Raw genomic sequence first — 22,721 nt, 5'->3', positions numbered from 1 at the left:
GGCAGAGCATAATAAAAATGAATGCCGGAACACCTGCTGAAATATAGAAAATGGGCAGGGCGCACATACAGCGCCCTGCCCGTTTTGCGAATTACTTGCGCAGACCCAGTTCAGCGATCAGAGCACGGTAACGGTTGATGTCCTTCTTCTGCAGATAGGCCAGCAGGTTACGGCGGCGGCCGACCATCTTGAACAGACCACGACGGCTGTGGTTGTCGTTCTTGTTGGTCTTCAGGTGCTCAGTCAGGTGGTTGATGCGTGCGGTCAGCAGCGCAACCTGAACTTCCGGAGAACCGGTGTCACCCTCATGGATGGCGGCTTTTGCAATGATGGGCTGTTTTTCGATAGCAGACTTCTGGCTCATAGTAGTAATACCTCGCTTTATAATATTTGCCTACGGCGCAGCAAAAGGCAATCAAGGCTCCCTGATGCAGGGCATACACCCAAAGCCGGGCCGCGGTAACATTTAGATTATAGCATATCCGGCATAGCGTGGCAAGCCGTAACAGCAAAAAAACTGCACAGATTTTGCCCTGCTTTTCCGGCATGGGTCACAGGGTCACGTTTTTCAGATTGCGCAGATCCCCGCTTTCGCGGAAATCCTCATAATCCAGGCTCAGGTTCGGGTTGTAATAGGGGTCATGCAGGATATTCTGCTTACCGTGTACCTCATACAGGCGGGCCTGCTCCTTGGCAAAGCGGGCCTTTTTGGCGGGGTCTTCCTCGTCCGAACCGCGGGATTTGCTTTCGTGGTGGTACAGCTCCGCATAGGGGGTCCACACAATACGCCAGCCTTTTTCCCGCAGGCGCAGGCAGAAATCCACATCGTTGAATGCAACAGTAAAGGCTTCATCCAACCCGCCAACGGCATCATAAGCCGATGTGCGCACCAGCAGGCAGGCCGCAGTGCAGGCGGAATAATCCTGCACGGTGGCCAGGCGGAACATGTACCCGCTACCGCCGCGCTTGTGGTACTTGTGGCTGTGGCCCGCATACCCACCCAAACCGGTGATAATGCCCGCGTGCTGGATGGTATCGTCCGGGTAATACAGCATGGCGCCGCAGGCCGCCACGCCGGGCTGGCTGGCTTCGGCCACCATCTGGGTCAGCCAGTTTCCGCTGATGATTTCAATATCGTTGTTGAGCAGCAGTAAGAACTTGCCGTTGGCAAACTTGCGGCCAAAGTTATTGATGCGGCTGAAATTGAACCCGCCGCTGTAAGCCACCACGCGGCAGTTGGCATAGCGGTCCGGCAGCTTTTCATAATAAGCCTTTGTGGCGGGGTCGGTGGAGTTATTTTCGATGACGATCACTTCAAACGCTTCGTACAGCGTTTTGGAGTACAGGCTGAACAGACATTTTTCCAGGTCGTCCACATGGTCCTTGTTGGGGATCAGGATGGACACCAGCGGTTCCGGCTCCGGCAGTTTCCACTGCACATGGCAGGTACCGGGGAAGATGCCCTCCTCTACCCTGCCGCTGCGGCCGGTTGCCGCCAGGTGGTCCGCCACGGCTTTCTGCGCGGCTTTTACCACATAGGGCTTGGCCTCGGTGCCGCCGGAGGTGGACGCCGCATGAACCCGCCAGTAATACAGCACCTGCGGGATATGCAGCGGTGCGGCGTTGGCGTCTTTCGCCTGCATGGCGTCGATCAGCCGCAGGAACAGATCATGATCCTGTGCGCCGTCACACTCCGGGCGCTCCCCGCCGATGGCATCAAACAGACTTTTGCGGAACACGGCCAGGTGGCAGATGTAGTTGCAGGCCATCAGGTATTCCGGCGCATAGTCCGGCTTAAAGTGGGCCACATGGGCGGTTTTGGGGCTTTTGCGGAAAAGGGCTTCATCGCTGTAGGCGAAATCGGCCCCCGTTTTTTGCAGTTCTTTGCCCATGCAGTAGATAGCATGCGGGGCCAGGATGTCATCATGGTCTGCCAGAGCCAGATATTCCCCCTGTGCCAGCCGGGCCGCCGCGTTGGTGTTGGCCGCAATGCCCTTGTTTTCAATTTTCACATAGCGAATGCGCGGGTTGGCCGCCACGTGCTTTTGCACCAGCTCCCCCACATAGGTGTGGGCATCGTCCGAAGCATCCGCCAGGCAGAGCTGCCAGTTGTGGGCGGTCTGGTTTTCCACACTATCGAGAAATTCTGTTAAAAAGTTTTGCGGCGTATTGTACAGCGGCGTTAAAATAGAAATGATGGGGAAGTTTTCCGCCGCGGGGTCGCTGCGCTGGGCTTCCAGCGCCATGTTGGACGGCCAGTACCGCGCCCGCTTGCCGAAAAAGCGCCGTTTGAAAAAGCCCGCCGCACGCACGCACATGGTGCCAATGCCCTGTTCCTTCGTCAAGGTACGGGCATAGCCAAATAGTTCTTTGATGCGCTTGGCCTGCTGGTTCATAACGTTACGTCCTTTCGGGTGTCAGATTGTTGGGGGTTGTTCCGGTTCGGGTTCAGGCAGTCCGTCTGCCATGTTTGGGGGTTGGAATCGATGTACAGCCAGATGGTTTCATAATCTGTCTGGGTACGGATGACGTGGTCATGGAAGGATTTTTGCCAGATGGGGTGATGGAGGTGTTTGGTTACGCTGCTCTTTCATTGTTGGACGATGTTGGAAACCGTAGGGGCGCGCATTGCGCGCCCGTCGCCCTGGATCAAAAGCAGCAAATGCACATGGTTGGGCATGACCGCGTATTTTTCCAGATGCACCGTCGGATATTTATCAGGGATTTGCAAAACAGCCTGTTCAACCACATTCCCTATCGCAGAGGGTTCCGGGCAAGGTGACGGGCGCGCATTGCACGCCCCTACGGCCTGGGAATTCTGCCGCAATCGGGTGGGTTCTTTCCAAAATAAATGCACTCTGCCCTGCGTACAGAAGGTTATGAAATATGCACCATTTTGGCTGTAATCATATCCCTGCAAACGGTTTGGCACTCTTGTATGATACGGCATGCCGTTCACCAAACATAAAAATCCTGATATACTTTACCCATCCAGCCCGTTTGCTTGGCGCTCCATGTTTTCTACAATGATCTTGTGCAAATCGCCTTGGCTGGCGGCGTATTCCAGCACCTTCCAGGGAGTATCGGTGTGGTAATGTACTTTCACCACTTCCTCATCCCCCACCACGATCAGGCAGTCGCCCTCGGCGCTGGCCATAATCCCGGCGCGGATGTCATCCTCGTCCAGGTTGCTGCCTTCGATCAAAAACTGGGTATCAAACTTATTTACCATAGTTTTAACCTCTGCCCCGCCTTATTTCAGCCCAAAGTTTTCAAACAGGTTGTTGAAATGCGGGTTATAGTACGGGTCATAATGATCAATATATTCTTGATACTTCGTGTAAAAGTTTGCCTTTTCGCGGGCATAGCGGGCGGCGTTTTCCGGGGTGGTGTCCAGACCGCGGCTCTTGCTCTCGTAATGGTAGGCTTCGGCACGGGGGGTATACACATTCAGCAGGCCCTTCTGCCACAGCTTCAGGCAGTAATCCACATCGTTATAGGCCACGGCAAATTTGGCTTCGTCCAGGCCGCCCGCCGCGCGGTACAGCTCCGTTTTGGTCATCAGGCAGGCACCCGTCACGGCCATATAGTCCTGCGTGGTGACAAGGCGGTACAAATCGCCCACAGCCTTGCGCGGGTAGCTCTTGTGGCTGTGGCCTGCACTGCCGTTGATGCCCATAATCACGCCCGCATGCTGGATGGTATCATCCGGGTAATAGAGCTTTGCGCCCACAGCACCCACATCCGGCCGCTGGGAATAGCTCAGCAGCTCCCGCAGAAAATCATGGCTGAGTACCTCGATATCGTTGTTCAGCAGCAGCAGATGCTCGCCCTTGGCAAAGCGCGCACCAAGGTTGTTGACGGCAGAAAAGTTAAACGGCCCCACATAGGTCACCACCCGGCTGTTGGGGTAACGCTCCGGCATGGTTTTGTAGTAGGCGAATGTTTCCTGCTGTTCAGAGTTATTTTCAATGACCAGGACTTCAAAGTTATCATAGCCTGCGTTGGCGTACAGGCTTTTCAGGCAGCGGTCCAAATCGTCAATATGGTCTTTGTTGGGGATCATAACGCTGACCAGCGGGTGGCCGGTCAGCTCGTACCGCACCTGGAACGCACCGGGCGCGTCCTCCACCTGCATGGCTTTGCCGGGCAGGTTCAGCCGCTTGAGCTGGGCATCAATCGCGCGCACACCGGCCGCCAGAGCATAGGGCTTCGCCTCCATGCCCGCCGCGGTGGAACCCGCATGGCCGCGCCAGATATAGAGCACCTTTTTGATATGGGCAATTTTATCCCGCGTGGTCTGTTCGGTCAGGCGCAGCATCAGGTCATGGTCCTGTGCACCATCGTACTCACTGGATTCATATGCACCGGCACGGTCCAGCAATGCGCGGGAGAACACCGCCAGATGGGTGATGAAGTTGACCCCGCGCAGATAGTCCGGCGCAAAGTCCGGCTTAAAGTGGTAGCCGCCCAGCTGTTTCAAATCCGCCGAAAGCACGATCTCATCGCTGTACACCAGCTCGGCTCCCTGGCTTTGCAGGGTTTTCACGCTCTCATACAGCGCGTTGGGGTACAGCACATCGTCATGGTCCAGCAGGGCGATATACGTTCCCGTTGCCAGCGCAAAGCCTGCCGTGGTGTTGGCCGCAATGCCGCCGTTTTCCACTTTCTTATACAGGATGCGCGGATCCTTTGCCGCGGCCTTGCTGGCATGGGTGCTGAACGCGGCATGGGCTGCGTCCGAAGCATCCACCAGCACCAGCTGCCAGTGGGGGTAGGTCTGCTTTTGCACGCTGGCCAGCATCTGGCCAAAGAACTTTTCCGGCGTGTTGTACAGTGGCACTACAACGCTTACCACCGGTCCCGGCTTGCCGTCTGCGTACTCGGCGCGCTGGGCTTTCAGCTCCCGGCGCAGGGGCAGGTCTGCCCGGTGCTGCCAGGAATCATGGTGGAACGCCAGCCCCACGCGGAAGGTCACATCGCGCCACAGCTGCTCGGCACCCTGCTCTTTCAGGGTGGCGGCGCTGCGGCGGGCAAGGTCTGACAAATGGGCGGGGTTCAGCAGGCGTTTGGCCATGCCGCCCACACTGTCCGCCTGGGCCACATCCGCCGGGCGGTTCTGGTTCGTGTCCTGTGCCATGCGCCTTATCCCTCCACTTTGTCCGCCTTCATGGCGTCCTTCTTTTCAAACTTGCGGTATTCCGCCGTCACCTCTTTGGTGGGGCCAAGGCGGCGCAGGTGGCCGTGGTCCAGCCAGGCCACCTTATTGCACATGCGCTCAATCTGCTCAATGGAATGGCTGACCAGAATCACGGTCGTGCCGCCGGAAAGCAACTCCGCCATGCGTTTCTCACACTTTTCCTGGAACAGGAAATCACCGACCGAAAGGATCTCATCCGCAATCAGGATATCCGGCTTGGTCATGGTTGCCACGGCAAAGGCCAGGCGCGCCACCATGCCGGAGGAATAGTTTTTCAGCGGCACATCCAAAAATTCCTGCAGCTCGCTGAACTCCACAATATCGTCAAACTTGGAATCAATATACTTGGGGGTATAGCCCAGGACCGTGCCGTTCAGGTAGATGTTTTCCCGCGCGGTCAAATCCATGTCAAAACCGGCACCCAGTTCGATCAGCGGCGCAATGGTGCCGTTCACCGTCACTTTACCGGCGCTGGGTTTGTAGACGCCGGAAATCACTTTCAGCAGCGTACTTTTGCCGGAGCCGTTCAGGCCGATCAAGCCGTAAAAATCCCCCGGCATAATGTCAAAGCTAACATCCGAAAGGGCGAAGAATTCATCAAATCGCACACCGCCGTGCAAAAGGGCCACAAAATATTCTTTCAGGCTTTCGTGCTTTTCTTTTGCCAGGTTAAAACGCATCGAAACATGGTCGATGGAAATAATGGGCTGTTGCTTTTGTTCGCTCATCTTGCAGCCCCCTTACATATACAGGACAAATTTGTCCTGGTTCTTTTTGAATACATATACACCGATCCCCAGACTGAGCGCAGAACACAGGAAAGGAATCAGCACCATGTTCAGGGTCAGGCCGGTGCCCCACATCACGCAGGAACGCACCGCCGTGATGTACCAGTAGATGGGGTTCAGGTTGATGACAGCCTGCATCCAGGATGCCATCTGACTGGGGTCATAGAAAATGGCACTGCCGTATACCAACAGGGTGCAGAAGACCTCCCAGATGTGCATGATATCGCGCACAAAGACATACATCGTGGACAGGATCAGCCCAACGCCCAGGCTGAAAACGAACAGCATAACAATGGGATACACCGCCAGCAGCACCGTGCGCAGCGAAATATGGGACCAGGTAACCAGCGCTACAAAGAAGAGCGCCACCAGGCTGAAAAAGAAGTTGACCAGCGCAAAGCAGCATTTTTCCAGTGGAAAAATGTACTTGGGGATATAGACTTTGCGCAGCAGCGGGCCGTTTTTCAGCACGCTTTCCATCGCCATGCTGGTGGATTCGCGGAAGAAGTTGAACATCAACTGGCCAATGATCAAAAACAGCGGGAAATCCTCAATGCCATCCCCGCGCTGGTTGAACAGCGCGCCGAACACAGCCCACATGACAAGGCAGGTCAGCAGCGGGTTGAGCACGCTCCAGGCAACGCCCAGCACGCTGCGGCGGTACTTGAGCTTAAAATCCCGCGTGATGAGGTTTTGCAGCAGGTAGCGGTATTTCCAGAAACTTGCAAACGAGTTTTTTAAATTCTGCACATCGGTTCCCCTGAATCAGTATTTTTCAAAGTATTCAAACTTCTGCTCGGCAAAGGGCGTGTGTTCTTTGTCCTTGGCGCTGGTCTTATGCTCGCAGCCGCAGTCCGGCCACTGAACGTTGACGGTCGGGTCATCATAGGGGATGCCGCCCTCTGCGGTCGGATCATATACGTCGGTACACTTATAGCAGAATTCCGCCACATCAGACAGCACCAGAAAGCCATGGGCAAAGCCTTCCGGGATATAGAACATCTTTTTGTTCTCGGCGGAAAGGTTCACACCCACCCACTTGCCAAAGGTTTTGCTGTTGGGGCGGCAGTCCACGGCAACGTCGTACACTTCGCCCATGGTCACACGCACCAGCTTGCCCTGGGTATGGTTCTTCTGGAAATGCAGGCCGCGCAGCACGCCCTTAGTGGAGCGGCTCTGGTTATCCTGTACAAAGGGCTTGTCAATCCCGGCGGCGGCGAAATCGTCGATCTGATAAGTCTCCATAAAATAACCGCGGTCATCGCCAAACACGGTCGGTTCGATCACAACAACGCCGGGGATTTCGGTTTCAATAAAATTAAACTTACCCATTTTTTCATATTCTCCTTTTATCGTTCGGGCTTTGCCCGTAGAATAACATAATAATACAGATACATTATATTCTGTTTCCGGTTTTTGCGCAAGACTTCCTGAATAAATGGCCGCCTTGCTGTAACAAACGGGCGGAAAAATCCGTTTATTTGGGTAAGAGGGCACCGTAAAACAGAAAATGACATTGCGGCCGGCCCTCCCCTATCCCGCAAATTTATGCTACAATGGATGCGAGGTGAACATGATGACAAAAACTGAGGCACGCGCGCAGGCCAAGGCACTGCGCAAAAATCTGGACCTGCACGCCATCGGCGCTGCCATGACCCAGCAACTGTTTGCCCTGCCGGCATGGCGGCAGGCGGGCACGGTGTTCTGCTTTGTTTCCATGCGGGACGAACCGGACACCACCGCTATTTTGCAGCAGGCCCTGGTCAGCGGCAAGCGCCTGTGCGTGCCGCGCTGCCTGCCGGGCAATGACGGGCGGATGGAGCTTGTGGAAATCACCAGCCTGAACGACCTGCAGCCGGGGCGGTACGGGATTCTGGAGCCCTGCGGCGGCCGCACCATCGCCGCATTGGAGCCGGGCGCACTGGCCTTGATTCCCTGCCTTGCTGTGGACAAGCAGGGGGTGCGCCTTGGCCGCGGAGCCGGGTATTATGACCGGTTCCTTACCCGCTTTGGGCAGACCGGCCCCAAGCTTTTGCTCTGCCCGGAGGCACTGGTCTTTCCCGCGCTGCCCACGGACGAATGGGATGTTCCCTTTACCCCCGGTGAAATATTGACGGAAAATGGGGTAAAATAAAAACAGTGGGGCATTTGCCGCACCCTGCCCCCCTGCTTGCTCCCGCTGCGCATTCCAACAACACAACCTACGCAGCCCTGCATCATACAGGGCCGCGCAAGATAAAGGAGATTTTTTATGAAAAAGCTGACATTATTTCTGGCTGCTGCCCTGCTGGCTGCCAGCTTTGCTGCGTGCGGAAATTCCGGCGCGTCTTCCTCCACAGCGCCGGAGCCAACGGCCATCCCGGATGACATCCTGAACGCCCCGGCTACCAAGCCGGACCCGGACATGGAGATCGATCCCGGTTTCGGTGTTGACCCGGAGGACAGCAGTGCTGCGCTCCAGCCGGAACCGGATGCCGAGCTGAGCGGCATTGTGGACCAGATCTATGCCGCACACCCGGTTGACCTGATGATGGTGGAAACGACCGCCGTGGACCTGACCAACGCCGAGTGGTACCCCTACCAGACCGGCCTGAATGAAGAGCAGATCACCAAGGTAGATGCCGCTGTAACCAGCGAGCCAGGTGTCGGCAGCCAGGCTTACTGCATGGTACTGGTGCGCCTGAAAGACAAAGCCAATGGTGATGAGATTGCCGAAGCCATGCTGGACGGCATTGACATGCACAAGTGGGTCTGCGTGGCGGCCGACAAGGCCAGCGTTGCCACTTTTGACGACAAGGTTCTGTTCGTTATGGCTGACAGCGAACTGGTGGATGTAGACGCCCTGATGACGGATGCCGCCAACGCCCTTGGTGTGACTTTTGGTTACAATATGAGCAAGGAATCCGCTGAAGATTACGGCGAACTTCCGGATGAACTGCTGGCTACCCCCGCGGTTGTTGGCTGATTTTTTACCGCTCTTTCAAAAATTTGCATAAAAAATGCGCCTGTGCTCAAAGCAAGCACAGGCGCATTTTATTGGCAATGCTGTAACTTATGGCAACACCGCACAATTCCCGCCTTGCGGCTTAAGCACCGCTCCGGCAGCTGCGGCACGGCATCTGCCGCACCTCGCTCGCCGTATCGGCACTTAGAATTATGCGGTATTGCCTTATAATTACAGGAAGATGTACTTTAGGATGAACAGCACGGTCAGAACATACATCAGCGGGGTGATCTTCTTTTCCTTAGCCTTACCGGACAGCAGGTTAATCAGCGTCCAGGAAACAACGCCGATTGCAATGCCCTCGGAGATGCTGTAAGCCAGCGGCATGACCAGGATGGTCAGGAAAGCCGGGATGGCATCAGTCATATCGTCAAAGTTGATCTTGGCAACAGCGCCCATCATGTAGAAACCAACAACGATCAGGGCCGGAGCAGTTGCAAAGGAAGGGATGGTCAGGAACAGGGGGCTGAAAATGCTGGCCAGCAGGAACAGCACAGCGGTGGTAGCTGCGGTCAGACCGGTGCGGCCGCCCTCGGTAACGCCGGAAGCACTTTCAACATAGGTGGTGGTGGTGGAAGTACCCAGCACAGCACCGGCGCTGGTTGCGATAGCGTCAGCCAGCAGGGCGCCCTTGATGCGGGGCAACTTGCCCTCTTCGTCCAGCATATCAGCCTTGGAAGCAACACCAATCAGGGTGCCCAGGGTATCGAACAGGTCGACAAAGAGGAAAGCGAACATAACAACGATGAAGTTGCCAATATTAAAGTTGGTGAAATCCAGGTTGAACACCTGGCCGAAGGTATTGCCCAGGTAGCTGAAGTCAAAGCTGACGAATGCGGTGGGGATGACAGAGTACATGCCAGCTTCTGCATCCGGCACATAGATGCCGGTCAGTTCGCAGATGATGCCCAGCACCCAGGTCAGGATAATGCCGTACAGGATAGCGCCCTTGACGTTCTTGATGAGCATAACGGCGATCAGCAGCACGCCGACCAGAGTCAGCAGAGCACCGATGCCAACGCTGTGGAAGGTTTCGCCCTTGAAGTGCTGGTAGGTCAGCAGGGTGGAATCGCTGTTGACGATGAGCTTGGCGTTCTGCAGGCCGACAAAGGCAACAAACAGGCCAATGCCCACGCTGACAGCGGATTTCAGCGTCAGGGGGATGGCGTTGAAGATGGCCTCGCGCACATTGGTCAGGGACAGCACGATGAAGACGATGCCTTCAACAAAGACGGCCAGCAGAGCCATCTGCCAGCTGTAGCCCATGGAGAGCACAACGGTGTAGGCAAAGTAGGCGTTCAGGCCCATGCCGGGTGCCAGTGCAAAGGGGTAGTTTGCCAGGAACGCCATGAGCATGGTGCCGACAAATGCTGCCAGAGAAGTGGCGATCAGAACTGCCTTTGCATCCATACCGGCTGCAAACAGAATGTTGGGGTTGACCGCAAGAATGTAAGCCATCGTCATAAAGGTCGTGATACCGGCCATGACTTCGGTTTTTACATCCGTGTGGTTTTCTTTCAGGTGGAAGAATTTTTCCATGATGTACCTCCGTTTTAAAAACGTTATTTCCGGGGCACACCAAAAGCGCCCGCACAGCGGGATTTTTTAGCAGACATGCCCGCCGCGCCGCAGGTTTCCGCAAACGACGCAACATTTTTATTCTTGCCTATTCCTTTGCATTTGTAAACGGTATTTGTGAAAATAATTGCAATTCTGCGTCAAAACATTCATCTGCCGCTCTTCCCCGCCCTGCCGCCGGGCAGCAAAAAGGGCCGCACCCCTGCGGGTACGGCCCTTAAATGAGCAGCAGAAATTATGCCTTGGCGGCTTTGATCTCCTTGATCAGTTCGGGAACGACCTTGTACAGGTCGCCAACGATGCCATAGGAAGCAATGCCGAAGATGGGGGCATTCTCATTCTTGTTGATGGCGATGATGGTCTCGGAATCCTGCATGCCGGCAACGTGCTGGATGGCACCGGAGATGCCCAGAGCAACATAGATGCGGGGATGCACGGTCTTGCCGGTCTGGCCAACCTGATGGTCAGCAGACAGCCAGCCTTCATCGGTAACGGCACGGGAAGCACCGACAACGCCGCCCAGGGCACCAGCCAGCTCTTCGGCCAGGGCAATGCCCTTTTCGGGGTCAGAGCTGATACCACGGCCAACGGAAACAACCACATCAGCACCGATCAGGTCAACCAGCTTCTTAGCGCTCTTCTTGATGTCCAGGATTTCAACATGGATATCGTCAGCAGTCAGAGCGGGGGTAACCTTCTCAACAACAACCTTGGCAGCACCAGCTTCGTCGAACGGCTGGGTCTGCATAACGCCGGGGCGCACGGTGGACATCTGCGGGCGGAAGCGCGGGCAGATGATGGTGGCCATCAGGTGGCCGCCGAATGCGGGACGGGTCATCTTCAGGTTGGTGTTCTCTTCAAACTTGGTGTTGTCCACATCAATGGTGGAGGTGGTGCGCAGGAAGTCCTTATACTTGGCGACATCCACATCCAAGTGGGTGCAGTCAGCAGTCAGGCCGGTGTGCAGGCGGGCTGCGCAGCGGGGGCCAAGGTCACGGCCCAGGTTGGTAGCGCCAATCAGCATAATTTCCGGCTTTTTCTCCATGATGAGGTCACACAGAACCTTGGCATAGCCATCGGTGGTGTAGTCCTTCAGCAGGGGGCTGTCGATATAGTAAACGCGGTCTGCGCCGTAGCCGCCGAGAGCCTTGAGGTAGTCCTCGTTGACCTCGCTGCCCATCACAACGCCGCACAGCTCAACGCCAAGGTCGTTGGCCAGCTTGCGGCCTTCACTCAGCAGCTGATAGCTGATGGCCTGTACCTGGCCTTCGCGCTGTTCGCAGAATACCCACACGCCCTTGAAGGCGGCGGTGTCCATTGCATTGAATTCAGCCATTGTACTTCTCTCCTCTCTCAAATCAGGTGCTTGTCGTTCAGGATGCCAACCAGCTGGGCAGCACCCTCAACCATCATGCCGGCGCCCTTGACCGGGGGAGCAAAAGACTTGTAAACGTTCGTCGGGGAGCCCTTCAGGCCGATGGTGTCGGTCTCAATGAGGGGATCATCCTTCAGAGCATTGTAGTCGAACACTTCAACGGGCTTGTCATAGCACTCAAAAATGCCGGAAACACTCATGTAACGCGGGGTGTTCAGCTCCTTGATGCAGGTCAGCAGGCAGGGGGTGTTCACCTTCAGCTCCATGTAGCCATCTTCAAGCTGGCGCTTGACGATCAGGGAGTTGCCGTCCTTCTTGATATCGGTAACATAGGTGACCTGGGGCAGGTGCAGCTTTTCAGCAATCTGCGGGCCAACCTGTGCAGTGTCGCCGTCGATAGCCTGACGGCCGCAGAAAACGATATCCTCCGGGCCAACGCCGATCTTGTTAACGGCAGCTGCCAGGATCTGGGAAGTTGCAAAGGTATCGGAACCGCCGAACTCACGGGCAGATACCAGCACGCCGCGGTCAGCACCGCGGGCGATCAGCTCACGAAGCATGCCTTCTGCCGGCGGCGGGCCCATGGTAACAACAACAACTTCGCAGCCGGTCTCATCTTTCAGCTGCAGGGCAGCCTCAACGGCGTTCAGGTCGTCGGGGTTGGTGATGGTTGCCATCGCAGCACGGTCCATGGTGCCGTCAGCCTTGACAGCAACCTTGCCCTGTGTATCGGGAACCTGTTTGACACAAACAATAGCTTTCATTGTACGTCTTGCCTCCTTACTTCAGCAGCGCGCCGGAGATGACCATCATCTGCACTTCGCTGGTGCCTTCGTAGATCTCGGTGATCTTGGCATCGCGCATCATGCGCTCGATGGGGTAGTCACGGGTGTAGCCGTAACCGCCGAACAGCTGCAGGCAGCGGCGGGTAACATCGCTGGCGGTGCGGGCTGCAATCAGCTTAGCCTCGGCAGCCTCAACGCTGTAACGGACCTTAGCGCCGTTCATGGCCTGCTGCTTTTTCAGGCCAGCCTTGTAAACCAGGTACTTGGCAGCGTCAACGCGGGCTTTCATCTCAGCCAGCTCGAACTGGGTGTTCTGGAACTGAGCGATGGAACGGCCAAACTGCTTGCGCTCCTTGACATAGGCAACAGTCTCGTCGATTGCGCCCTCTGCGATGCCCAGAGCCTGTGCGGCAATGCCGATACGACCGCCATCCAGGGTAGCCATAGCCAGCTGGAAGCCCTTGCCCTTAACGCCGAGCAGACGATCCTTGGGGATGATGCAGTCTTCCATGATCAGCTCGCAGGTGGAAGAACCACGAATGCCCATCTTATCTTCGGGCTTGCCGACCTTGAAGCCGGGGTCGGTGCGCTCCACGATGAACGCGGAGATTTCCTTCTGCTTGCGGCCGCGCTTGTCGGTCACAAAACCGGTAACAGCAATGATAATGAAGACATCAGCATAGCCAGCGTTGGTGATGAAGATCTTGGAGCCGTTCAGCTTCCAATGGTCGCCCTCATCCACAGCAAAGGTCTGCTGGCCCTGTGCATCGGTGCCGGCGCCGGGCTCAGTCAGGCCGAAAGCACCCAGCCATTCGCCGCTGCACAGCTTGGGCAGGTACTTTGCCTTCTGGTCTGCAGTGCCGTTCTCATAGATAGGAGCAGCACACAGGGAGGTATGGGCGGACAGGATAACACCTGTGGTGCCGCAAACCTTGCTCATTTCCTCAACAGCCATCACGTAGGAGAGCACATCGCCGCCTGCGCCGCCGACCTCTTTGGGGAAGTAAATGCCCATCATGCCCAGCTTTGCCATCTTTTCAACGGTCTCTTTGGGGAAATATTCCTCCGCGTCAACCTTTTTGGCAAGGGGTTTGACTTCGTTCTCAGCAAATTCTTTGTACATTTTCTGTACCATAGCCTGCTGCTTGGACAGAGTAAAATCCATAACGGTATCCTCCTTATCTAACAGTGCGCCTGCTGCCCCGCAGCCAAAGCCGCAAGGGCAGGTTTACAGGCGACTGAACAAATCAATCCTGACGGAGATTTTGCACTCCGTCAGGAGAGATTGTTTCAAATTTTACAGGGCATCAACAGCGGTCTTGGTGCGGTCTGCGTTGTAAACGTAGAAGCCCTTGCCGGTCTTGCAGCCCAGGTTGCCGCCGCGAACCATCTTACGGATGAGCGGGCAGGCGCGGTACTTGCTGTCGCCGGTCTCCTTGTACAGAACGTCCATGATGGCCAGGCAGATATCCAGGCCAATGAAGTCACCCAACTCCAGGGGGCCCATCGGATGGTTGGCACCCAACTTCATAGCGGTGTCGATGCCGGCAATGTCAGAAACGCCTTCCATCTTGATGAAAGCAGCTTCGTTGATCATGGGGATCAGGATGCGGTTGACAACAAAGCCAGCAGCCTCGTTGACCTGAACGGGGGTCTTGCCGATCTCAACGCTGATCTTTTTGATGGTCTCAACAGTCTCGGCGGGGGTGTTCACGCCTGCAATAACCTCGATGAGCTTCATACGGTCAGCGGGGTTGAAGAAGTGCATACCAACCAGGGGACGGGTCAGGCCCTTGCCGATCTCAGTGATGGACAGAGAAGAGGTGTTGGAAGCAAAGACGCACTCCGGCTTGCAGATCTTGTCCAGCTCGCCAAAGGTGGTCTGCTTGACCTTCATATCCTCAAAAGCAGCCTCAACGATCAGGTCGCAGTCAGCGCACAGATCTTCTTTCAGGCCAGCGGTGATGGCAGCCATACGGCGGTCAACTTCAGCCTGATCCAGCTTGCCCTTGGCAACCAGCTTTGCATAGCCAGCTGCGATCTTATCCTTGCCTTTATCGGCCCATTCCTGCTTGATATCACACAGGGCAACAGTGAAGCCCTCAGTCTGTGCAAATGCCTTAGCAATACCCTGGCCCATAGTGCCAGCGCCAATAACGCCAACTTTCATAGTTGTGCCTCCTGTTAAAAATAATAATGAATAGAGAAAAAGGAAGAATGAAGGTGTGCCGCAAGCGGCACGATTTTAATAAGGAACTTTGGTGCAGCCACAGCGCCCGCCCTTTTTGAACAGCGCGCAGCGCTGTGATCCACCACCATTATTCATTATTCTTTATTCATTTTTCTTTCAAAATCAGTTGTTGGTAAACACTGCCTTGGGTTTCGGCTTTTCACGGCTCAGGAAGCACTGCATGCCTTCCACCTGGTCGTGGGTTTCGAAGCAATCGCCAAACAGTTTTTCTTCAACCGCAACAGCCTCGTTGATGGGCTTGGAGATGCCCTCGTTGATGGCCTTCTTGCAGTGGCGGACTGCGATGGGAGCATTCTTGGCAATCTTATTTGCCAGCTTCATCACATTCTCCATCAATTCAGCCTGCGGGTAAACAGCGTTGACCAGGCCGATACGCAGGGCTTCGTCTGCCTTGATGTTCAGGGCAGAGTAAACCAGCTGCTTTGCCATGCCCATGCCAACCAGGCGGGCCAGACGCTGGGTGCCGCCGAAGCCAGGGGTGATGCCCAGGCCAACTTCGGGCTGGCCGAAGACGGCGTTATCGGAGCAGATGCGGATATCGCAGCTCATGGCCAGCTCATTGCCGCCGCCAAGGGCAAAGCCGTTGACAGCTGCGATAACGGGCAGCGGGAAGCTTTCGATCTCCAGGAACACATCATTGCCCAGCTTACCGAAGGCCTCGCCTTCTGCCTTGGTCATGGTGGACATGGAGCCGATATCAGCACCGGCAACAAAGCTCTTGTCGCCTGCACCGGTCAGAACAACGCAGCGCACGGTGTTCTGGTCGATGGCTTCAAAAGCGGCCTTCAGGTCAGCCAGAACTTCGGGATTCAGTGCATTCAGGGCTTTGGGACGGTCAATGGTGACGATCGCAACAGCGCCCTGAATTTCAGTCGTAACAAAGGACATTGTCAATTCCTCCGTAAATTACATTTCCACGATGGTGGCGCAGCCCATGCCGCCGCCGATGCACAGGGTAGCCAGGCCCTTGTGTGCGCCGCGATGCTTCATGGCGTACAGCAGAGTGACAAGGATACGAGCGCCGGAAGCGCCAACGGGATGGCCCAGAGCAATGGCGCCGCCGTTGACGTTCAGCTTTGCCTGGTCAAAGTGCAGAGCCTGGCCGACTGCAACAGACTGTGCAGCGAATGCTTCGTTGGCTTCGATGAGGTCCATATCATCAACAGTCAGGCCGGTCTTTGCCATAACCTTCTTGGTTGCGGCGATGGGGCCCAGACCCATGACTTCCGGCTCAACACCAGCCAGTGCACCGGCAACCCAGGTAGCCAGAGGCTCAACACCCAGCTCCTTGGCCTTTTCTTCGCTCATGATAACCAGAGCAGCTGCGCCATCGTTGATGGCGGAGGAGTTTGCAGCGGTAACGATACCATCCTTCTTGAAGCAGGGCTTCAGCTTGCCCAGAACTTCCATGGAGCTCATGCGGGGGCCTTCATCGGTATCAAACACGGTGTCACCCTTCTTGCCCTTGATGACAACGGGAACGATCTCATCCTTGAAAGCGCCATCAGCGATAGCCTTGGCTGCCTTCTCCTGAGAATGGTAAGAGAACTCATCCAGCATCTCACGGGTGATGGGGCTGTAGCCGTACTTCTTCTGGTAGGTTTCGTTGGTGCAGACATTCTCGGCGGTCATGCCCATGTGCATGTTGCAGCCGGTTGCATCCCACAGAGCATCGTTGACCATGGTGTCCACCAGCTCGCTCTTGCCCATGGGGTAGCCCATGCGGTAGCCGTAACGGCCCTTCATCATAGCGAACGGAGCCATATCCATGTTTTCCATACCACCTGCAACAACGATGTCAGCATCGCCTGCTTCGATCATCTGGGCAGCCATGTTCACACAGTTCAGGCCAGAGCCGCAGACAACGTTGACGGTGACAGCGGGGGTCTCGATGGGCAGGCCGGCTTTCAGAGAAGCCTGGCGTGCAACGTTCTGGCCCAGACCAGCCTGGATAACACAGCCCATGTAAACGTGGTCAACCTGCTCCGGCTTGACATTGGCGCGGTTCAGGGCTTCCTTGATGACAATGGAGCCCAGCTCTACAGCAGGAACATTGGCCAGGGTGCCGCCGAACTTGCCGATAGCAGTACGGCATGCGGATGCGATAACGATTTTCTTCATAAGAAACAGCCTCCTAAAAATATGAATCTTATTTAGACGGTTGGGAATCCTTTGTATCTTTACAGGCCTTAGCGACCCGACAAAGCACGTTTTCGGGGGGTCAAACTTTACCCTCACGGATTTTTTTCTTCAGGGCAGCTTCCACATTGGGGGTAACGAACTTGGAAACATCGTGGTTGTAATGGGCAGCCTCCCGCACAATGGTGGAGGAAAGGTAGCTCCATTTCAGGGACGTTGACAGAAACACGGTTTCGATCCCCGGGTAGAGCGCGTGATTGGTGTGCGCCAGCTGGATCTCGTTTTCAAAATCCGTTACGGCGCGCAGCCCCCGCACCATTACGGTGGCGTGCTGCTGTTGGGCAAAGTTGACTGTCAGGCCGTCAAAGCTCATCACCTTGACATTGGGGATATCCTTGCAGCATTCCCGCAGCATCTCTTCCCTTTCCTTCACGGTAAACAACGGGGTTTTGGCGCTGTTGTTTAGCACGGCAACGATCAGGGTATCAAACATGCGGGAACTGCGTTTGATAATATCCAGGTGGCCGCGTGTAACGGGGTCAAAGCTGCCGGGATACATTGCAATGGGCATAATCTTTAGTTCCTCTGCAGTGCCAAAGCTGTTAAAAATCTAACAGTCCTGGACGGAAATAAAAGCACCATGCGCGCCGCGCGTTTAATGGGCGGGCCTTAACCCCCGCCGCAGACCGTACCGCCTGCCTGGTGCTGCAAGTGAACTCCGGCTCCTATTTCAGGGATCCGTTTGGCTCACACTTATAGTTTTACACTTTTGTTAAGCTTTTGTCAATGGCTTATCTGTTAAAAATCCGACAAAAGTTTCTGGGCTGTTTCAGTGGAATGTACAAAATCCACCCGATTTGCACGTTTTGGGGGCAAAAAATGAACTTTATTGGTTGACAAGCGTCAATATAATGTTAAAATAATATCAATGGTTGTGGTGCTGTGCCGCCATTCTTCCGGCGGGGCTCCCCCGCTGCGGGCAGCGCGCCACGCCACCGGGCGGCTGATTTTCAGGCATCCGCACTGTGCGTACCGCCAGAGCAGCGTACCGCCCCATAAACATTATATAAATAGGTAAGCAAATCCGCAAAGATTACATAAGCAGTTTTTGCGGAATGAACAAAGGAGCTGTTTGTAGAAATGGATTTTAACACTGTTTATGCACAGAAACTGACAACGGCCGACCGCGTTGCCGCTTTGGTCAAGGATGACGATTGGGTCGATTACGGCTGGGCCATCGGCACCCCTGTCAGCTTTGACGCTGCTTTGGCCAAGCGCCTGCCGGAGCTGCACGGGATTAAATTCCGCGGCGGCATCCTGTGCCATGTGCCGGAAATTTTCAAGATCGAAAATCAGGCAGAGCACTTCTGCTGGAACAGCTGGCATATGGGCGGCATTGAGCGCAAGGCCGTTGCCGCCGGTTACGCTTACTATTCTCCCCTGCGCTACTCCGAGCTGCCGCGCTACTACCGCGAAAGCCCCGACCCGCTGAACATTGCGGTGTTTGTGGTTGCCCCCATGGATAGCCACGGCTACTTCAACCTCGGCCCCTGCGCCAGCCATCTGGCCGATGCTGCCCGCAAGGCCGACAAGGTGTTTGTGGAAGTGAACAAGAACATGCCGGTCTGCCTGGGCGGCTACGACAACTGCCTGCACATTTCCCAGGTTGACGGCATTATCGAGGGTGACAACCCGCCGATCGACCAGCTGGGCGGCGGCGGTGCCCCCACCGAAGTTGACCAGGCTGTTGCCCGCCTGGTGGTGGACCGCATCCCCAACGGCGCCTGCCTGCAGCTTGGCATCGGCGGCATGCCCAACGCCATCGGCGCCATGATTGCCGAGAGCGACCTGAAAGATTTGGGCGTACATACCGAGATGTATGTGGACTCTTTTGTAGATATGGCAAAGGCTGGCCGCATTACCGGCCGCTGTAAGAACATTGACAACGGCCGCCAGGTCTATGCGTTCGGTGCCGGCACCCAAAAGATGTACGACTACCTGGATAACAATCCGGAGTGTATGTCTGTACCCGTTGATTACACCAACGATGTGCGGGTGATCAGCAGCCTGGATAACTTTATCTCCATCAACAACGCCATTGACGTTGACCTGTATGGCCAGGTGAACGCCGAAAGCAGCGGCACCCGTGCCATTTCCGGTGCAGGCGGCCAGCTGGACTTTGTGCTGGGTGCCTATCTTTCCAAGGGTGGCAAGAGCTTCATCTGCCTGTCCTCCACCTTCTTTAACAAAAAGACCGGCCAAAACGAAAGCCGCATCCGTCCCACGCTGCACCCCGGCAGTGTTGTGACCGATACCCGCGCCAACACCGATTATCTGGTGACCGAGTACGGCGTTGCCCGCCTGAAGGGCCTGACCGCCTGGGAGCGTGCCGAAGCCCTGATCAACATTGCCCACCCAGATTTCCGTGAGCAGCTGATTGCCGACGCCGAAAAGATGGGCCTGTGGCGCAAGAGCAGCAAGCGCTGATCCGTTGTTTTTTATTCTGTTCTTGACGGCCTTGAAGCGGGCAACGTTGGTTGCAAACTTCTTGTCATCATCCCCACGGGTGCGGTTAGTGTTGACAGAACGGGCGGCGGTAACGATAGCAGTAGAAGTGAACGTAAGATACTTCCTTTCTTGCCTTTCGGCGATAAAATATTGACAGAGTGGTAAGCTCTGTGGTACAATACAAAGAAGAGGATGGGGTGCCGCCGCGTGAACAGTGACGCTCCGCTTGCCTAGGAACTAATCGGCTTCTTCCGCTTCCAATTCCCAGCATTCTGTGTCACTAACGAACGCAGAAACACCGGAATTGGCTCGGATATGTACTCTGAATCTGTCCACATTGGCAACCCCCCTTTTTCTGCCGCCTGGGTATAGCACGGGCGGCTTTTTTCTACCCTTTTGTATCCGCCAAAAATTGGCTTGACAAACTGTGTGCCGGTGTGATACAGTAACAATAACGCAGGGCCGCTGACTGACGGAATCTGGTGGGCATGACCACCGGGGAAGCGGGCTATTCCCTGCATTAAGCCGACCGTCTGGGCTGCATACACTGATGTATAGTGTACGCAGCCCTTTATTTTTTGTAAACGGAGGAATGCCACATGCTGAGCGACATTGTAATTGCACAGGCAGCCAAAATGCTGCCCATTGCCAAAGTAGCTGAAAAACTGGGCCTTACGGACGAGGACCTGATTCCTTATGGCCGTTACAAAGCCAAGATCAACCACAAGCTGATCCACAGTGACCGCCCAGACGGCAAGCTGATCCTGATGACCGCCATCAGCCCCACCCCTGCTGGCGAGGGCAAAACCACCACCAGTGTTGGCCTGGCGGACGCCCTGAACGCCATGGGTAAAAAGACGATGCTCTGCCTGCGTGAGCCCTCCCTTGGGCCCGTGTTCGGTGTAAAGGGCGGCGCTGCGGGCGGCGGTTACGCCCAGGTTGTGCCCATGGAAGATATCAACCTGCACTTTACCGGCGATATTCACGCCATTGGCACCGCAAACAACTTGTTGGCTGCCATGATCGACAACTCCATCCAGCAGGGCAACCCGCTGAACATTGACCCCCGCCGCATCGCCTGGAAGCGCTGCATGGACATGAATGACCGCCAGCTGCGCTTTATTGTGGACGGCCTGGGCGGCAAGGTGAACGGCACCCCGCGTGAGGACGGCTTTGACATCACCGTTGCCAGCGAGGTCATGGCGATCTTCTGCCTGGCCACCGACCTGGCCGACCTGAAAGACCGCCTGAGCCGCATTGTGTGTGCTTATACTTACGATGGCCAGCCGGTCACTGCGGGGCAGATCGGCGCAGCAGGCGCTATGGCGGCTTTGCTGAAAGATGCCATTGACCCCAACCTGGTCCAGACGCTGGAAAACAACCCCGCCATCATCCACGGCGGTCCCTTTGCCAACATTGCCCACGGCTGCAACAGCGTGACTGCCACCAAACTGAGCCTGAAGCTGGCCGATTACGTTGTGACTGAAGCAGGCTTTGGTGCCGACCTGGGCGCTGAAAAGTTCCTGGATATCAAGTGCCGCATGGCGGACCTGCACCCCTCTGCGGTGGTTCTGGTTGCCACCGTCCGTGCGCTGAAATCCCACGGCGGCGTTGCCAAGCCGGATTTGAACAAGCCTAGCGTGGAGGCCGTCCGCAAGGGCGCGGCCAACCTGGAGCGCCACATTGACAACATCAAGAACGGCTTTGGCCTGCCCGTCTGCGTTGCCATCAACGCTTTCCCCACCGACACGCCGGAAGAGATGGCCGTAATCGAGGAAGTATGCGCCAAGGCGGGCGTCAAGTGCGCCCTGTCCGAAGTGTTCGCCAAGGGCGGCGAGGGCGGCAAAGCCCTGGCCGAGACCGTTCTTTCCATCATGCCGGAAGCCCCCCAGCCCATCCAGTACACCTACGACCTGGGCGCTTCTCTGCCGGAGAAGATCGAAGCAGTTGCCAAAAAAATCTACCGTGCTGACGGCGTGACCTACACTCCCGCCGCCAAGAAGATGCTGGACGACCTGGCCGCCATGGGCTACGGCGAGCTGCCTGTCTGCATTGCCAAAACGCAGTATTCTTTCAGCGATAACGCCAAGCTGACCGGCGCCCCCACCGGCTTTAAAATGAATGTACGCGAAGTGCGCCTTTCCGCCGGTGCTGGGTTTGTGGTCGTCATCTGCGGCAGCATTATGACGATGCCCGGCCTTCCCAAGCACCCCGCCGCCATGGATATTGATGTGGACGCAGAAGGCCGCATTACCGGGTTGTTCTGATGGCGTTTTATCCCTGAAACAGCTTAAATTTACATAATATGCCAAAAAGCTCCGCAGCAAAGGCAAATGCCCAGCTGCGGAGCTTTTGTTTTGGCTGATTTTTGTTTTTACAGCGCAGTGGCTTATTTTTCGCTCTCCCCTGCCGTATCCTGTTTTTCCATCTCCTCAATATCCGGTGCCTTGCGGCCGCCGGGCATGGTTGCACCAAACGCCGGAACAAACAGGAACTTGCGCACAAAGAAGATGAGCGCAATGGATGCCACGCTGATAAAGTTTTCCACTGCCGATTCATGCCCAACGATCATATGGCGGGCAATGGCATACAGCAGCACTTCCAGCGCACTGCCGGGGCTGTGCTTGGCAAGCATCTTGATGAACTCGATGCCGATGACGATATCCAGCGCGCGCTGCAAAAACAGGCTGATTTCCACTTCATTGGTATCCACCAGCAGGCCGGGCAGCATTTTGATCAGCGGCACCACCGCCAGCATCAACGCCACCACAACCAGCAGCGAAATGCCCACTTCCAGCAGGCCGGCCAACTCGGCCAGCTGGTCACGAAAGATGCGTTTTACACGTTCTTCCCCGTTATGCAGCACCGTGCGGGAAAAATGGGGGTGTTTGTTGTTTGTATTCATGTTTCTACTCCCTTGGGGTGTATCTTAAAAGCTGAAAATACAGCCCGTTTCTCTGTTTTCCGATACACCTGTTTTGCTTGTTGCTTGTATTATAGCAGATAACCGCTGCCGCGTACTGCATAAAATTTTATATCAGGTGTTATGCAAAACGCCCGCCGCACAGCAACGTGCGGCAGGCGCTTTTTTGT

General features: G+C 55.8%; 21 protein-coding genes and 1 riboswitch. Of the genes, 4 read left to right on the top strand and 17 right to left on the bottom strand.

Features of this window, described 5'->3' with window-relative positions; genetic code table 11:
• Positions 1-91: 91 nt before the first annotated feature.
• The 8 genes from rpsO to rfbC form a co-directional block, all read right to left on the bottom strand.
• Complete coding sequence (gene rpsO, locus PG062_RS05845) at positions 92-364, bottom strand: 30S ribosomal protein S15 (protein WP_113998887.1); 273 nt, start codon at positions 362-364, stop codon at positions 92-94.
• Positions 365-551: 187 nt separating this feature from the next.
• Positions 552-2,396, bottom strand: coding sequence for a glycosyltransferase family 2 protein (locus PG062_RS05840; RefSeq protein WP_270751562.1), 1,845 nt, complete (start codon positions 2,394-2,396; stop codon positions 552-554).
• A gap of 194 nt (positions 2,397-2,590) precedes the next feature.
• Entirely contained in the window at positions 2,591-2,932 is a 342-nt protein-coding gene (locus PG062_RS05835; RefSeq protein ID WP_270751561.1) for a transposase, read from the bottom strand.
• 51 nt (positions 2,933-2,983) lie between these two features.
• On the bottom strand, positions 2,984-3,232 hold the full coding sequence (locus PG062_RS05830; protein ID WP_113998889.1) for a fatty acid kinase subunit FakA-related protein: 249 nt from the start codon (positions 3,230-3,232) through the stop codon (positions 2,984-2,986).
• Positions 3,233-3,253: 21 nt separating this feature from the next.
• Complete coding sequence (locus PG062_RS05825) at positions 3,254-5,140, bottom strand: glycosyltransferase family 2 protein (protein ID WP_270751560.1); 1,887 nt, start codon at positions 5,138-5,140, stop codon at positions 3,254-3,256.
• A gap of 5 nt (positions 5,141-5,145) precedes the next feature.
• Positions 5,146-5,928 carry an ABC transporter ATP-binding protein gene (locus tag PG062_RS05820; RefSeq protein ID WP_113998891.1) on the bottom strand — a complete coding sequence of 261 codons (783 nt, stop codon included), beginning with the start codon at positions 5,926-5,928 and terminating at the stop codon, positions 5,146-5,148.
• Between the two features lie 12 nt (positions 5,929-5,940).
• On the bottom strand, positions 5,941-6,738 hold the full coding sequence (locus PG062_RS05815; RefSeq protein WP_113998892.1) for an ABC transporter permease: 798 nt from the start codon (positions 6,736-6,738) through the stop codon (positions 5,941-5,943).
• Between the two features lie 15 nt (positions 6,739-6,753).
• Positions 6,754-7,320: a dTDP-4-dehydrorhamnose 3,5-epimerase gene (gene rfbC / locus PG062_RS05810; RefSeq protein ID WP_270751558.1), complete on the bottom strand. Its 567-nt coding sequence runs from the start codon at positions 7,318-7,320 to the stop codon at positions 6,754-6,756.
• Positions 7,321-7,561: 241 nt separating this feature from the next.
• On the opposite strand from rfbC, the gene PG062_RS05805 reads away from it, so the two are divergent.
• Positions 7,562-8,122: a 5-formyltetrahydrofolate cyclo-ligase gene (locus PG062_RS05805; RefSeq protein WP_158538786.1), complete on the top strand. Its 561-nt coding sequence runs from the start codon at positions 7,562-7,564 to the stop codon at positions 8,120-8,122.
• Positions 8,123-8,239: 117 nt separating this feature from the next.
• Positions 8,240-8,953, top strand: a complete 714-nt coding sequence (locus PG062_RS05800) for a hypothetical protein (RefSeq protein WP_270751556.1) — start codon at positions 8,240-8,242, stop codon at positions 8,951-8,953.
• Between the two features lie 210 nt (positions 8,954-9,163).
• Here the strand turns inward: PG062_RS05800 and PG062_RS05795 are convergent, their stop codons facing one another.
• The 8 genes from PG062_RS05795 to coaD all read right to left on the bottom strand — a co-directional run bounded on the left by PG062_RS05795 (position 9,164) and on the right by coaD (position 17,691).
• Positions 9,164-10,534, bottom strand: coding sequence for an NCS2 family permease (locus PG062_RS05795; RefSeq protein WP_270751656.1), 1,371 nt, complete (start codon positions 10,532-10,534; stop codon positions 9,164-9,166).
• Positions 10,535-10,805: 271 nt separating this feature from the next.
• Positions 10,806-11,906 (bottom strand): acryloyl-CoA reductase electron transfer subunit beta, encoded by a 1,101-nt coding sequence (gene acrA, locus PG062_RS05790; protein ID WP_113998897.1) that lies wholly within the window; start codon positions 11,904-11,906, stop codon positions 10,806-10,808.
• A 17-nt stretch (positions 11,907-11,923) separates the two neighbouring features.
• On the bottom strand, positions 11,924-12,709 hold the full coding sequence (gene acrB, locus PG062_RS05785; protein ID WP_270751555.1) for an acryloyl-CoA reductase electron transfer subunit gamma: 786 nt from the start codon (positions 12,707-12,709) through the stop codon (positions 11,924-11,926).
• 16 nt (positions 12,710-12,725) lie between these two features.
• Positions 12,726-13,895, bottom strand: coding sequence for an acyl-CoA dehydrogenase family protein (locus PG062_RS05780; RefSeq protein WP_270751554.1), 1,170 nt, complete (start codon positions 13,893-13,895; stop codon positions 12,726-12,728).
• Positions 13,896-14,027: 132 nt separating this feature from the next.
• Positions 14,028-14,900 carry a 3-hydroxyacyl-CoA dehydrogenase family protein gene (locus tag PG062_RS05775; protein ID WP_113998900.1) on the bottom strand — a complete coding sequence of 291 codons (873 nt, stop codon included), beginning with the start codon at positions 14,898-14,900 and terminating at the stop codon, positions 14,028-14,030.
• A gap of 183 nt (positions 14,901-15,083) precedes the next feature.
• Positions 15,084-15,869, bottom strand: a complete 786-nt coding sequence (locus PG062_RS05770) for an enoyl-CoA hydratase-related protein (RefSeq protein WP_113998901.1) — start codon at positions 15,867-15,869, stop codon at positions 15,084-15,086.
• Between the two features lie 18 nt (positions 15,870-15,887).
• Entirely contained in the window at positions 15,888-17,102 is a 1,215-nt protein-coding gene (locus PG062_RS05765; protein ID WP_113998902.1) for a thiolase family protein, read from the bottom strand.
• Between the two features lie 100 nt (positions 17,103-17,202).
• The gene (coaD, locus tag PG062_RS05760; protein WP_113998903.1) at positions 17,203-17,691 is read right to left on the bottom strand and encodes a pantetheine-phosphate adenylyltransferase; all 489 of its coding nucleotides are present in this window, start codon (positions 17,689-17,691) and stop codon (positions 17,203-17,205) included.
• Positions 17,692-18,260: 569 nt separating this feature from the next.
• On the opposite strand from coaD, the gene PG062_RS05755 reads away from it, so the two are divergent.
• Together PG062_RS05755 and PG062_RS05750 are read left to right on the top strand one after the other, a co-directional pair.
• Complete coding sequence (locus PG062_RS05755; RefSeq protein WP_113998904.1) at positions 18,261-19,607, top strand: butyryl-CoA:acetate CoA-transferase; 1,347 nt, start codon at positions 18,261-18,263, stop codon at positions 19,605-19,607.
• Between the two features lie 476 nt (positions 19,608-20,083).
• Positions 20,084-20,174: riboswitch (ZMP/ZTP riboswitch) on the top strand.
• Between the two features lie 53 nt (positions 20,175-20,227).
• A complete protein-coding gene (locus tag PG062_RS05750; protein WP_270751553.1) occupies positions 20,228-21,895 on the top strand; it encodes a formate--tetrahydrofolate ligase in 1,668 nt (555 codons plus the stop codon).
• A gap of 122 nt (positions 21,896-22,017) precedes the next feature.
• Here PG062_RS05750 and PG062_RS05745 read toward each other — a convergent pair whose 3' ends face one another.
• The gene (locus tag PG062_RS05745) at positions 22,018-22,533 is read right to left on the bottom strand and encodes a transporter (RefSeq protein WP_270751552.1); all 516 of its coding nucleotides are present in this window, start codon (positions 22,531-22,533) and stop codon (positions 22,018-22,020) included.
• Positions 22,534-22,721: the final 188 nt, after the last annotated feature.

Source organism: Gemmiger qucibialis (assembly GCF_027689445.1).
Taxonomy (GTDB): domain Bacteria; phylum Bacillota; class Clostridia; order Oscillospirales; family Ruminococcaceae; genus Gemmiger; species Gemmiger qucibialis.
The sequence above is the reverse complement of the archived record's forward strand: the minus strand, read 5'-3'. Positions and strand labels throughout refer to the sequence as shown.

What these genes read in the sequence shown, in the direction of transcription:
- rpsO (WP_113998887.1), bottom strand. Translation starts at nt 364, where the DNA reads ATGAGCCAGAAGTCTGCTATCGAAAAACAGCCCATCATTGCAAAAGCC.
- PG062_RS05840 (WP_270751562.1), bottom strand. Translation starts at nt 2,396, where the DNA reads ATGAACCAGCAGGCCAAGCGCATCAAAGAACTATTTGGCTATGCCCGT.
- PG062_RS05830 (WP_113998889.1), bottom strand. Translation starts at nt 3,232, where the DNA reads ATGGTAAATAAGTTTGATACCCAGTTTTTGATCGAAGGCAGCAACCTG.
- PG062_RS05825 (WP_270751560.1), bottom strand. Translation starts at nt 5,140, where the DNA reads ATGGCACAGGACACGAACCAGAACCGCCCGGCGGATGTGGCCCAGGCG.
- PG062_RS05820 (WP_113998891.1), bottom strand. Translation starts at nt 5,928, where the DNA reads ATGAGCGAACAAAAGCAACAGCCCATTATTTCCATCGACCATGTTTCG.
- rfbC (WP_270751558.1), bottom strand. Translation starts at nt 7,320, where the DNA reads ATGGGTAAGTTTAATTTTATTGAAACCGAAATCCCCGGCGTTGTTGTG.
- PG062_RS05805 (WP_158538786.1), top strand. Translation starts at nt 7,562, where the DNA reads ATGATGACAAAAACTGAGGCACGCGCGCAGGCCAAGGCACTGCGCAAA.
- PG062_RS05800 (WP_270751556.1), top strand. Translation starts at nt 8,240, where the DNA reads ATGAAAAAGCTGACATTATTTCTGGCTGCTGCCCTGCTGGCTGCCAGC.
- acrA (WP_113998897.1), bottom strand. Translation starts at nt 11,906, where the DNA reads ATGGCTGAATTCAATGCAATGGACACCGCCGCCTTCAAGGGCGTGTGG.
- acrB (WP_270751555.1), bottom strand. Translation starts at nt 12,709, where the DNA reads ATGAAAGCTATTGTTTGTGTCAAACAGGTTCCCGATACACAGGGCAAG.
- PG062_RS05780 (WP_270751554.1), bottom strand. Translation starts at nt 13,895, where the DNA reads ATGGATTTTACTCTGTCCAAGCAGCAGGCTATGGTACAGAAAATGTAC.
- PG062_RS05775 (WP_113998900.1), bottom strand. Translation starts at nt 14,900, where the DNA reads ATGAAAGTTGGCGTTATTGGCGCTGGCACTATGGGCCAGGGTATTGCT.
- PG062_RS05770 (WP_113998901.1), bottom strand. Translation starts at nt 15,869, where the DNA reads ATGTCCTTTGTTACGACTGAAATTCAGGGCGCTGTTGCGATCGTCACC.
- PG062_RS05765 (WP_113998902.1), bottom strand. Translation starts at nt 17,102, where the DNA reads ATGAAGAAAATCGTTATCGCATCCGCATGCCGTACTGCTATCGGCAAG.
- coaD (WP_113998903.1), bottom strand. Translation starts at nt 17,691, where the DNA reads ATGCCCATTGCAATGTATCCCGGCAGCTTTGACCCCGTTACACGCGGC.
- PG062_RS05755 (WP_113998904.1), top strand. Translation starts at nt 18,261, where the DNA reads ATGGATTTTAACACTGTTTATGCACAGAAACTGACAACGGCCGACCGC.
- PG062_RS05750 (WP_270751553.1), top strand. Translation starts at nt 20,228, where the DNA reads ATGCTGAGCGACATTGTAATTGCACAGGCAGCCAAAATGCTGCCCATT.
- PG062_RS05745 (WP_270751552.1), bottom strand. Translation starts at nt 22,533, where the DNA reads ATGAATACAAACAACAAACACCCCCATTTTTCCCGCACGGTGCTGCAT.